This is a genomic window from uncultured Thiodictyon sp. (assembly GCA_903837595.1).
In the GTDB taxonomy this organism is placed as follows: domain Bacteria; phylum Pseudomonadota; class Gammaproteobacteria; order Chromatiales; family Chromatiaceae; genus Thiodictyon.
Genome location: CAILVI010000256.1, coordinates 1 through 12,093 on the forward strand (window position 1 = coordinate 1; position 12,093 = coordinate 12,093).

Genomic DNA, 12,093 nt, shown 5'->3' on the forward strand with positions numbered 1-12,093 from the left:
ATCCGTGGCGCCTGCGCGCCGGACCGGCTAACGCCTCGACCTCCAGTGGCCGGAACGATGATCAAGGCCAACCCGGTGTGACGTGGCGTGTTTGATGGGTGCCCCCCACCCCGCCCCTCCCCCACGAGGGGGGAGGGAGAAGATGCACCGGGGGCCGGCAGGACGACATCACCCGTGGAAACGCGCCACGCCGGGCATGCTGGGGTCAAAGACCTGGACCCGGTCTCCGCCACACGCCTTGGCCTGATACATGGCGTAGTCGGCGTACTTGGCCAACTCGACCGCGTCATTGCCGTGGTCCGGATAGAGCGCCACCCCGATACTGGATGACATGCGCAGCGTTTGATCCGCGACGATAAACGGACGATTGAGCGCCGCCCGAATCTTGTCCGCCACCCTCACCGCCTCTTGCTCGTTACCGATATCAGGTAACTGAACCATGAACTCGTCCCCACCGATGCGACCGACGCTATCGGAGCCGCGCAGGGAACCGGACAGGTGTATGGCAACCTGCCGCAGGACGAGATCGCCGACGGAATGCCCATAGGTATCGTTGATCGGCTTGAATTTGTCGAGATCGATGAACAATAGTGCAAGGCGGGTATTGTTGCGCCGGGCCAGCGCCAGGCCCTGGGCCACGCCCTCAAAGAACAGGATACGGTTAGGCAGATTCGTCAGCACATCATGGTGTGCCAGATGGGCGAGGTGTTCATGCGCCTGTTTGCGTTCGGTGATGTCGAGCTTCACCGCGACATAGTGGGTCGTATTGCCGTCACGATCCTTGACCGGGGACATGTGGGCCTCTTCCCAGTAGACCTCACCGGATTTGCGGCGATTGATGAGTTCGCCCGTCCACGGCTCGCCGCGCGAGAGCGCACCCCACATCGCCCGGAAGGTCGCCGGACCGGTCAATCCCGAGTTCAGAATCCGGGGGTTCTTCCCGATGGCCTCGGCGGCGGAATAGCCGGTTTCCGCCGTGAAATACGGATTGACATAACGGATGATGGCATCCGGTCCGGTAATCACGATGGAGGTCGGGCTTTGCTCAATAGCCATCAAGAACACCTGGAGCTGTTCCTGGACCTGTTTGACGTCCGCCAGGCTGCGCCTGAGCCGCCGGTTGATGGAGTAGATGTAGGTGGCGGCGCCACCCACGACGGCCGCGAGTGCCAGAGTTGCCGCCAGCGCGAGATAAAGCCAGGTCAAATCGACACGGGTGTCTGGTTGATACAGAAAGCCTTGCAGTGAAAAATCGGCGGGTAGTGCGCCGACCTCGGTATAGACATCGGCCATATGACGCCAGCGCCCGGGGTGCATATAGCCGACTTCGAGCAAATCCGCACGAATCAGCGCACGTAGTTGCGCAGCCTCGAAGGCATAGTGTTCGCGCGTATCATGCCCGCCGTAGCGGGTCAGAATCAGGTCAATGATCTCATCCGGGTGGTCCAGCGCGTACTGCCAGCCACGCAGACTCGCTGCCCGGAATGCGTGCACGCGTGCCGGATGGTCCCGCAACTCCCGTTCCGAGGTAAACAGATTGTCCGCATAGAAATCGATGCCCGCCGCGCGCGGCGTATACATCTGATAGGGAAATTTCAACTTTCCAAGCAGTTCGGGCTCGTTCGACACATAGGCCGTCAGCGCGTCGACCTGGCCGTCGAGCAGACTTTGGATCCCGAAACTGTGCTCGACCCGGACCAGCCGCTCGACCGGGATCCCCTCGCGCCGCAGGTAAGCGAAGATTTCGTCGGCATCCGGCTCGATCATCACGCGCTTGCCGACCAGATCGTGAATGCTTTGCGTGCCGGATTGTTCACGGGCAATCAGCACCAGCGGTGAATGCTGAAAGATCACCGCCAAGGCCACCACTGGCTTGCCGGCGGCGCGCGCCAGCAGCAGGCTGCTGGTGCCGACACCGTACTTGGCCTGACCCGCAACCACCCGGGCGACGACATCAACGCCTGGCAGGCCCTCCTCCAACCGCACCTCGAGCCCGGCCTCGCGGTAGTACCCGAGCGCCTGTGCGGCATAGTAGCCGGCGAACTGAAAGCAGTGGGTCCACTTCAGTTGCAGGATCACGGTCTCGCGCGCCTGCACCGGGGCAGGAAACAGCAGTCCCATCCCTGCCGTGGCCAGCACAATCAGGACGAAACGCGGACACCAGGAGAGCTTCATGGCCCCATTATGATCGATAGCGCCAAGCCAGGGGCCCCGCCCTTTTGGTACCAGGTGTTCCGGAAACGCTTAGGTCCCCGGGAGCAACACCAACCCTCGCGCCAGGTCAGCTTGGATGTCCGTCAGACACTCCAGACCGACGGCGATCCGGATCAGGCCCTCGCCAATGCCGGACTCCGCGCGCTGTTCAGGCGTCAGGCGACCATGGGTGGTGCTGGCGGGGTGGGTGATGGTGGTCTTGGTGTCGCCCAAGTTAGCGGTGATGGACAGTAGACGCGTGGCATCGATCACGCTCCAGGCACCCGCACGGCCACCCTGCACATCGAAGGCAACGATGCCGCCGCCGCCGCGTTGCTGCACGCCCACCAAGTGGTGCTGGGGGTGGTCCGGCCGCCCCGGGTAGTAGACCCGCGTGACCCCGGGCTGGGTGGCGAGCCAATCGGCGAGTTGCGCCGCACCCTGCGAGTGGGCCGCCATCCGCAGTTCCAGGGTCTCCAGACCTTTGAGAAACACCCAGGCATTAAAGGGGCTCAAGGTCGGTCCGGCGGTGCGCAGCACGCCGTAGACCTCCTCCCCGACCCGCTTGCGATCCCCCAGCACCGCCCCGCCAACGCACCGCCCCTGCCCGTCCAAATACTTGGTGGCCGAGTGGATGACCAGATCGGCCCCCAGTTCCAGCGGGCGCTGCAAAGCCGGCGTACAGAAGCAATTATCTACCGCCAGCAGGCAGTTGCGGCGGTGGGCAAGCTCAGCCAGAGCACGCAGATCCACCATCTCGGTCAGCGGGTTGGATGGGGTCTCACAGAACAGCAGCCGGGTCTGCGGGCCGATCGCCGCGTCCCAGGCGTTGAGATCGCTCAGGTCGCAGTAGCTGGTGCCGATACCGAAACGGCTTAGATACCTATTGAACAACAGCGTAGTGCTGCCGAACAGGCTGCGAGAGGCAACGATGTGGTCACCGGCCTGCAGGAGCCCCATACAAACCGCCAGGATGGCCGCCATACCGGACGCGGTGGCGACACAGGATTCACTCCCCTCCAGCGACGCCAACCGTTCCTCGAATGCACGCACCGTGGGATTGGTAAAGCGGGAGTAGATGTTCCCGGGAGCCTCCCCGGCGAAGCGTGCCGCGGCCTCCGCCGCGCTGCCGAAGACAAAGCTGGAGGTGGTGAAGATCGGCTCGCCGTGCTCGCCCTCGAAGGTGCGGTGGTGCCCGGTGCGCACCGCACGGGTGGCGAAGCCCGCTTGGTCGCCGCCGAGCTCACAGACGGGGGCCGAGCCCGGCGCGAGGCCGGGTTCACAATCAGGCGGAGTTGTGTAGGTCAATGACGGTCTCGCTGTGCCGGGAGCGGGTCTCCTTGGCATCGTCGTTGCGGTTGGCCTCCAGATGCTGGAGGTAGTCCGGGGTCACGTCCCCGGTCACATAATGCCCATCGAAGACCGAGCAGTCGAAGCGGTCCACATGGCTCCTGCCCTTCTTCTGGACGGCCTGGATCAGGTCGCCGAGGTCCTGGTAGATCAGTCCATCGGCGCCCAAGAACTCGGCAACCTCCTCCTCGGACCGCCCGTGTGCCACCAGCTCGCTGGCGGACGGCATATCGATCCCATAGACATTGGGAAAGCGCACCGGCGGTGCGGCGGAGGCAAAATAGACCCGGTTGGCCCCGGCATCGCGGGCCATCTGAATGATCTGCTGGGAGGTGGTCCCGCGTACGATGGAGTCGTCCACCAGCAGTACATTCTTTTTCTTGAATTCGAGATCGATGGCATTGAGCTTTTGCCGCACCGACTGCTTACGGACCTGCTGACCCGGCATGATAAAGGTGCGCCCAATATAGCGGTTCTTGATGAAACCCTCGGTATAGGGCACGCCCAAATGATTGGCCAGTTGCAGCGCGGCGGTGCGGCTGGTATCCGGGATCGGGATGACGACATCGATGTCATGGGCGGCCCACTGCCGACGGATCTTGGCGGCAAGGCGTTTGCCCATCCGCGAGCGCGCCTTATGGACCGAAATGTTGTCGATGATGGAGTCCGGCCGGGCGAGGTAGACGAACTCGAAGATACAGGGTGAGAGCACCGGCGCGACCGCACACTGCTGGGTGTAGAGGGTGCCGTCCACCGAGATGAACACTACTTCCCCTGGGGCCACATCCGCCACCAGGGTGAAGCCCAGGGTGTTGAGGGCCACCGACTCCGAAGCGATCATGTATTCGGTGCCCGCGTCGGTCTCGCGGCGGCCGTAGATCAGGGGACGAATGCCGAAGGGGTCGCGGAAACCGAACACGCCAAAACCGGGGATCATCGCGACCGCCGCATAGCCGCCCCGGCAGCGCCGATGCACCCCGGCCACGGCGCGGAAGATATCCTGCTCATCGATGCGCAACTTGCCCTGACTCTGCAATTCGTGGGCAAAGATATTGAGCAGGACCTCCGAATCAGAGTCGGTATTGATGTGGCGCAGATCGTCGACGAACAGGTCGCGCTTCAGGTCCTCGGCATTGGTCAGGTTGCCGTTATGGGCCAACACGATGCCGTAGGGTGAGTTGACATAGAACGGCTGGGCCTCGGCGGAGCCCGCCGCCCCGGCGGTCGGATAGCGCACATGGCCGACCCCCATGGTGCCACGCAACTGGATCATGTTGCGGGTGCGGAAAACGTCCCGGGCCAGACCGCTGTCCTTGCAAAGGTGGAGTTTATCACCCTCGCAGGTGACGATCCCGGCCGCATCCTGACCCCGGTGCTGGAGCACCAGCAGGGCGTCATAGAGCGCTTGATTGGCCGGGCCCTTACCGACGATGCCGACGATGCCGCACATGAGGACCTCAACTGGCGCCTTCACCACCCATGGGCTGCGAAGGACAGTAAACCGGATAGGATAACCGAGAGCTTGACCGGTCACAAGCAGTATAAGGCCGGCCTCCGGACCAGGGGCCCCAGAGCAGCGCCCGCTCAGACCCGCTTGAATTGGTCCTGAAGCTGCGGCGGGACCTTGCTGAGCAGCCAATCGGCGGCCCCTTTGCACTGCGCGATGACCGGCGAATCCTGCCACCAGGGCTCATCCGCCATGGGGGTCAGGGCCGCCAGATAGACCACCATGGCCACCAACACCCCACCCCGCGCCGCGCCGAACAGCGCACCGAGCAGTCGGTCGGTCCAGCGCAGGACGGCCGCCTTGTCCACCAGCGCGCCCAGCAGGGCACCAACGACGGCCCCCACGATCAGCACCCCCAAGGCCAAAACGGCGTAGGCGACCACCAAGCGCACAGTCGGCTGGGCGACATAGGCGGTGAGGACCGCCGCCACGGGTTTGTGGTAGAGATACCCGACCCCGGCGGCGGCCGCCCACACGGCCAGTGACATGACCTCGCGGAGCAGTCCGCGGGCCAACCCAACCACGGCGGACAAAAGAATAATCGCAATGATGACGCCATCGACCCAGTTCATATCGGTTCCCCCGCGCAGACACGCGCTGCCGCGGCCCTCATGGATAACTCTTGATCAAGGTATTGACCTTGTGTTTGTCCCGCAGCCGCGCGGCGGTCTGATCCGCCCGGGCGCGGTCCAGTTCCGGACCCACCTGCACGCGGTACGTGACCCGACCGCCCACTTCGGCCTTCTCCACAAAGGCCGCAAAACCCTCCGCACGCAACTTGCCCTCCAGTTCTGCGGCACCGTCAGGGGTTGCGACACTGGCGACCTGAATGACCCAGGAGGGCAGTGAGTCGTTCCCGCCCCGGGCCGGTTCAGGTGTCGCGGGGGACTTGACCTGGACCTGACCCGGCACGGCAGCCGTCGCCCTGGCCACCGAAGCGCCGTGCTTCGCCGCCGGGGTATCGGTGCGACCGGGCGCGCCGATCGGGACCGGCGCCAGGTCGCCGACCGCTGGCAGGGCCAGGGGTTGAGAGACCGTGGGGGCCGACTCCCGCCCGCCCACCCCGGAGTCCTGCGGCCGCAGAAAGACCTCGCTCTTCGTGCCCGGATCGAAGGCCGGGGCGCGCGGGATGGCCTGCTGGACGGGCGGCAGACTATCCGTGGACGGAGGCTCGAACAACATGGGCACAAAGGTCACCGCCAAGGCGACGACCACCACCGCCCCAATCAGCCGCTTCTTGGCACCTTCTCGCATCATGCCTCGACTCCGCGGGCCGCGCCGACCAGCCCGAACAGTAACAGGGTGTTAGTCCGCAAATGAACGCACACGATTAGCTCAAATCCAAATCCGGATAGGCACCGCAAGCAGTGCGTGCCGTACGTTCGCCCGACGGGTGATGCCGGGTGATGCACGTCGCGGCCGGGGTCCAGGTGACCCGGTGCCCGCACGCACGCCCTGGCTTGACGCGCAGTATACCAGCACCGGGGGACTCACTCGCCCCTGCGGGAGATGGCCTCACTCACGGTAGTGAATGAGCCGAACACCAGCAGACAGTCACCCGCCGCCGCCGCCGCCAGGGCCGCGTCCAGGGCCTCCCCCACCGTTTGGTGTCGCTCTTGCTCGACGCCAGCAAGGACGCCATGCAGCCGCTCGGCCAGCCGGTCGACCGGCATGGCACGGGCATCGGCGCTCACAGTCAGGTACCAGGTGTCCACCAATGAGACCAGCGGCGCGGCGAGCGCCTCCGGCACCTTATCGGCCAGTACGCCAAACACCGCCCGCACGCGACCGGGACAACGAAATTCGCGCAGATTCTCGGCCAGGACCTGCGCCGCCTCGCGGTTGTGGGCCACATCCAGAATCCAGGTCACATCCCCAGGAAAGACCTGGAAGCGCCCCGGCAGTCGCGCCCGCCCAAGACCCGCGCGGATCGCGGCCACCGGCACCGGCAACCGCCCCCGTAGCGCGCGCAGGGCCGCAATGGCCGCCGCCGCGTTGTGGTGCTGGAAGGAACCGCGCATCGCCGGGGTCGGCAGGGCCAGGCGCTCGCCGTCCGCCCCCGACCAGACCCAACCCGCGCCGTCGGGGGCCGCCGCGCAGCCGAGTTCCCGACCCACTTGGAACACCCTGGCCCCGAGCGCCTGCGCCGCCTCCCGCAGCGCCTCGGGCGCGTCCGGCTGGCCGATGATCGCCGGCCGGTCGGCCCGAAAGATCCCAGCCTTCTCCCGGGCAATCGCCTCCAGCGACTCCCCCAACAAGGCCATGTGGTCGTGGCCAATAGAGGCGACCACCGCACAATCCGCGTCGATCAGGTTGACCGCGTCGAGCCGCCCGCCCAGTCCCACCTCAAGGATCACCAAGTCCGGCGCGGCGCACACAAAGATGTCCAGGGCGGCCAGGGTCCCGAACTCGAACACGGTGAGTGGGATGTCCCCGCGCGCCTGCTCGACCCGGACAAAGGCCGCGCGCAGCGCCTGATCAGTCGCCGCTGTGCCGTCGACACGCACCCGCTCGTTGTAGCAGAGCAGGTGTGGGGAGGTGTAACAGCCCGTACGGTATCCCGCCGCGCGGGCGATGGCCTCGATATAGGCCACCGTCGAGCCCTTGCCGTTGGTGCCACCCACGGTGATGACCGGCGCACCCAGGGCCGGCGGCCCGAGCCGCGACCAGACAGCGACCATCCGCTCTAGACCGAACTCCATACGATTCGGGGTCAGGTTGGACTGCCAGGTGAGCCAGTCCTCGAGGGTCCACAAGTCGGTCGGGCGCATGACTGCTCTAATCCTCCGGCCGCATGTGCGGAAAGAGCAGTACATCGCGAATGGACGGCGCGTCAGTGAACAGCATCACCAGCCGGTCGATACCGATGCCCTCCCCCGCCGTGGGCGGCAGGCCATACTCCAGTGCCCGGATGTAATCGGCATCGTAGAACATCGCCTCGTCGTCACCGGCGTCCTTTTGCGCCACCTGCTCACGAAAGCGCTCGGCCTGATCTTCGGCGTCGTTCAGCTCGGAGAAACCGTTGGCGATCTCGCGCCCGCCGATGAAAAACTCAAAGCGATCCGTCACCAGCGGGTTTTGGTCATTGCGCCGCGCCAGCGGGGAGACCTCGGTGGGGTATTCGGTGATGAAGGTCGGCGCGATGAGCTGGTGCTCACCGGTCTGCTCGAAGATCTCGATATGGATGCGGCCGAGCCCCCAGTCGTCCTTGGGCTTAATCCCCAAGGTCGCGGCACTGCGGCGGGCGGCCTCCAACTCGTCGATGTCAGCGCTCGCAAACTGCGGATTGAAGCGCAAGACCGCCTCGCGGACCGTGAGGCGCTCGAACGGCTGGCCGAAATCGAAGGCGGTGCCCTGGTAATCGAAGGCAGTGGTCCCGAGGACTGACTGCGCCATCCCGCGCAGCAGGTCTTCGGTGAGATCCATCAGATCGCGGTAATCCGCATAGGCCTGATAGAACTCCAGCATGGTGAACTCGGGGTTGTGCCGGGTCGACAGCCCCTCGTTGCGGAAGTTACGGTTGATCTCATAGACACGCTCAAACCCACCCACCACCAGGCGCTTGAGATACAACTCGGGTGCGATGCGCAGATACAGCTTCATGTCGAGCGCATTGTGATGGGTGACGAAGGGACGCGCGACGGCGCCGCCCGGGATCACGTGCATCATCGGCGTCTCGACCTCCAGGAAGGCCCGCTGATTCAGATAATCGCGGATATAGGCGATGATCGCAATGCGGGTGCGGAAGGTATCGCGGGTGGACTCATTGACGATCAGGTCGACATAGCGCTGGCGGTAGCGGGTTTCCATATCCGCCAGTCCGTGCCACTTCTCGGGCAATGGGCGCAGGGCCTTGGTGAGGAGGCGAATGGATTCGCAACGCACCGACAGCTCGCCGGTTTTGGTCTTGAACAGGGTGCCTTCGCAACCGACGATGTCGCCGATGTCGAGATCGTGCTTATAGCCGCCATAGGCCGCCTCGCCCAAGGCATCACGGCTCACAAAGAGCTGGATGCGACCTGACATATCCTGCAGGTGCGAAAAACTCGCCTTGCCCATCACCCGCCGACTCATCAGCCGGCCGGCAATGACCACCCGCAAGGGTAGCTCGGCGAGCACATCGGCCTCCCAGTCACCATATTGCGTGTGCAGGTCACCGGCCAGCGCATCGCGCCGGAAGTCGTTGGGGAAGGCCTCGCCACCGGCCCGCAACGCGGTGAGCTTCTCACGCCGCTGGGCGATCAGCTTGTTGTCGTCCTGGCCGTGCTCCGCCGCCAGCGCCGCGGCTGCCGCTGCGTCAATTTCCTCATGCATCGCCACTCACTCCGTCCGGTTACAGGCCGCTCTTCAGGCTTGCTTCAATAAAGGGATCGAGATTGCCGTCGAGCACCCCTTGGGTGTTGGCGATCTCCACATTGGTTCGCAGGTCCTTGATCCGCGACTGGTCCAGCACATAGGAGCGGATCTGACTGCCCCAGCCGATATCGGACTTGCTGTCCTCGACGATCTGCTGGGCGGCGCGCCGCTTCTGCATCTCGAACTCGTAGAGCTTGGCCTTGAGCTGCTTCATGGCCTGGTCCTTATTCTTGTGCTGTGAGCGTTCGTTCTGGCACTGAACCACGATGTTGGTCGGGTTGTGGGTGATGCGTACGGCGGACTCGGTGCGGTTGACGTGCTGGCCGCCCGCTCCGCTCGCCCGGTAGACGTCGATGCGCAGGTCTGCCGGGTTGATCTCCACCTCCACCGTGTCGTCGATCTCCGGGGAGACGAACACCGACGCAAAGGAGGTGTGACGGCGGTTGCCGGAGTCGAAGGGTGACTTGCGCACCAGCCGATGGACGCCGATCTCGGTGCGCAGCCAGCCAAAGCAATACTCCCCCTGGAAGTGCACGGTCGCCGACTTGATGCCGGCCACCTCACCCTCGGAAACCTCCAGCAATTCAGTCTTGAAGCCGCGCCGCTCACCCCAGCGCAGGTACATGCGCAGCAGCATCTCGGCCCAGTCCTGGGCCTCGGTGCCGCCGGAGCCGGCCTGGATGTCGACGTAGGCGTTCTTGTCATCCATGGGATTGGAGAACATGCGACGGAACTCCAGTCCCGCCACCCGCACCTCGCAGCGCTCCAGGTCGCGCACCAGATCGGCGGCGGTCGCCTCGTCCTCTTCCTCGGCGGCCAGGGCCAGCAGGCCGTCGGCGTCGCCCAGGGCCTCGGTCATGTCGTCCACGGTCAACACCACCGCCTCCAGGCTGGCACGCTCGCGGCCCAGCGTCTGGGCCCGCTCCGGATCGTTCCACACCTGCGGATCGGCGAGTTCGCGCAAGACCTCGGTCAGACGCTCCTGACGCTCGTCGTAGTCAAAGATACCCCCTAAGAGACGCTACGCGCCCCTTCAGGTCATTGATCTTATAGGCGATTGGGTTGATGTCGAACATGATTCACTCCGGTGGGTCGAACCGTTAAGTATACGGGTAGTGAGCGGTTTCGCGCCACGGGCAGCGCCGACGCCGGACCGACACATCGGCGCGGTCGGCTATACTTGGTCACAAGCCAATCAACCGAATCCGACCCTACTCATGGCACGCCTACCTCGCTTCGTCCTGCCCGGTTTCCCCCAAAATGTGATCCAGCGCGGCAACAATCGCCAGCAGATCCTGTTCAAGGAGGAGGACTATTGGTTCCTGCGGGAGAAGATCGGCACCGCCGCGGAGAAGTTCGATTGCAAAATCCACGCCTATGTCCTGATGCCCAACCATTTCCATCTAGTGCTGACCCCGCTCAGCGAGGACGGCATCGGCAAGTTGATGCAGTACGTCGGGCGCTACTATGTCCAGTATTTCAACGGCGGTAACGAGCGCACCGGCACCCTGTGGGAGGGCCGCTATCGCGCCACCCTACTCGACCCCGCCGCCTGGCTGATCCCGGTCAGCCAGTATGTGGAGAACAACCCGGTGCGCGCCGGGCTGGTCAGCGACCCCGCCGACTATGCCTGGTCCAGTTTCGCGGCCAACGCCACGGGTGCGCAGGACGGCTTGGTCAGCCCCCATGCCGCCTATGAGCGCCTGGGCCGCAGCCAAAAGACGCGCCAGACGGCCTACGCCAAGGGGTTCAAGACGGCGGTCGACGAGACCCGGTTGGCCCGCATCCGCGACGCCACCAACAAGGCCTGGGTGCTCGGCGACTCCGCCTTCTGCGACCTGGTCGAGGAGCGCTTGAACCGGCGCGCCACCCCCCGGGCGCGCGGCGGCGACCGCCGCTCGGCCGCTTACCGGGAGGCCGCCGGGCGCGCCTGAGCGAACCCGCGCAACCGTATCATGACACCCGAGGCGATCACCGCCGTCTTCCACCTCTATGACGTGCCCCTGTGGCTGGTCACCGCCAGTCACGCCGGCCGCCGCGGCGGTCTGATCGCCACCTCGGCGGTACGCGCGTCCATCGTCGCCGAGTTGCCGCGGATGCTGATCGCCATCGCCCGGCGGCACCACACCTGGGGCCTCATCGAGGGCAGCGGGCGCTTTGCACTGCACCTGCTGCCGGGGTCGGCCCTCGAGGCGGTCTGGCACTTCGGCCTCCAGAGCGGTCACCAGGTCGAGAAGTTCGCGGACCTGCCGGCGCTCAACACGCCCGACGGCAACCCCCGTCACCCCGGCTGCGCCGCCTGGCTCGACTGCCGGGTGGAGGAACGTCTGGAGATCGGGGACCGCAGCATCTATCTGGCCCAGGTCACCGGGGGCGAGGTGTGCGGCGAGGCCCCGGTACTTGGCGTCGCGGACCTGCTGCGCGCCGCCTCGCCAGCGCAGCGCGCAACACTCGATCGGCTCTACGCCCTGGACGCCGCCAGCGACGCCGCCGCCATCCGCGCCTGGCGCCAGGCCCAGGGGTTGGCCTGAATGGCCGGCATGCGCGTCCGGGTCAGGCGCGGTCGATTACGCGATGATCGTGGCGACGGCCTTGGTCATCTTTCCGGCCACCAAAGCGGGCCGGTCGGCCGTCAGGCCGACCGACTGGGAGCGCCGCACCCCAGTGCGGCGAAACCTCGCAAGTCA

The 12,093-nt window shown here is 65.3% G+C and carries 10 protein-coding genes; 2 read left to right on the plus strand and 8 right to left on the minus strand.

Features of this window, described 5'->3' with window-relative positions:
- Positions 1 to 168 precede the first annotated feature (168 nt).
- The 8 genes from QZY44_RS13995 to prfB all read right to left on the minus strand — a co-directional run bounded on the left by QZY44_RS13995 (position 169) and on the right by prfB (position 10,482).
- Positions 169 to 2,175 (minus strand): diguanylate cyclase, encoded by a 2,007-nt coding sequence (locus QZY44_RS13995; protein WP_295447208.1) that lies wholly within the window; start codon positions 2,173 to 2,175, stop codon positions 169 to 171.
- A 69-nt stretch (positions 2,176 to 2,244) separates the two neighbouring features.
- The gene (locus QZY44_RS14000) at positions 2,245 to 3,501 is read right to left on the minus strand and encodes an O-succinylhomoserine sulfhydrylase (RefSeq protein ID WP_295447210.1); all 1,257 of its coding nucleotides are present in this window, start codon (positions 3,499 to 3,501) and stop codon (positions 2,245 to 2,247) included.
- Entirely contained in the window at positions 3,479 to 4,993 is a 1,515-nt protein-coding gene (gene purF / locus QZY44_RS14005) for an amidophosphoribosyltransferase (protein ID WP_295447211.1), read from the minus strand. The genes QZY44_RS14000 and purF overlap by 23 nt, the downstream gene beginning before the upstream one ends.
- Before the next feature lie 134 nt (positions 4,994 to 5,127).
- On the minus strand, positions 5,128 to 5,622 hold the full coding sequence (locus tag QZY44_RS14010; RefSeq protein ID WP_295447212.1) for a CvpA family protein: 495 nt from the start codon (positions 5,620 to 5,622) through the stop codon (positions 5,128 to 5,130).
- A gap of 37 nt (positions 5,623 to 5,659) precedes the next feature.
- Positions 5,660 to 6,307 (minus strand): SPOR domain-containing protein, encoded by a 648-nt coding sequence (locus QZY44_RS14015; protein ID WP_295447213.1) that lies wholly within the window; start codon positions 6,305 to 6,307, stop codon positions 5,660 to 5,662.
- 233 nt (positions 6,308 to 6,540) lie between these two features.
- Positions 6,541 to 7,821, minus strand: coding sequence for a bifunctional tetrahydrofolate synthase/dihydrofolate synthase (gene folC / locus QZY44_RS14020; RefSeq protein ID WP_295447215.1), 1,281 nt, complete (start codon positions 7,819 to 7,821; stop codon positions 6,541 to 6,543).
- Positions 7,822 to 7,828: 7 nt separating this feature from the next.
- A complete protein-coding gene (gene lysS / locus QZY44_RS14025) occupies positions 7,829 to 9,364 on the minus strand; it encodes a lysine--tRNA ligase (RefSeq protein ID WP_295447217.1) in 1,536 nt (511 codons plus the stop codon).
- Between the two features lie 19 nt (positions 9,365 to 9,383).
- A protein-coding gene (gene prfB / locus QZY44_RS14030) for a peptide chain release factor 2 (protein ID WP_295447219.1) occupies positions 9,384 to 10,482 on the minus strand; the annotation gives its coding sequence in 2 pieces (ribosomal slippage) (positions 9,384 to 10,406 and positions 10,408 to 10,482; 1,098 coding nt in all).
- A gap of 141 nt (positions 10,483 to 10,623) precedes the next feature.
- On the opposite strand from prfB, the gene QZY44_RS14035 reads away from it, so the two are divergent.
- Complete coding sequence (locus tag QZY44_RS14035) at positions 10,624 to 11,340, plus strand: transposase (RefSeq protein WP_295447221.1); 717 nt, start codon at positions 10,624 to 10,626, stop codon at positions 11,338 to 11,340.
- 21 nt (positions 11,341 to 11,361) lie between these two features.
- A complete protein-coding gene (locus QZY44_RS14040) occupies positions 11,362 to 11,937 on the plus strand; it encodes a flavin reductase family protein (protein WP_295447223.1) in 576 nt (191 codons plus the stop codon).
- Positions 11,938 to 12,093 lie beyond the last annotated feature (156 nt).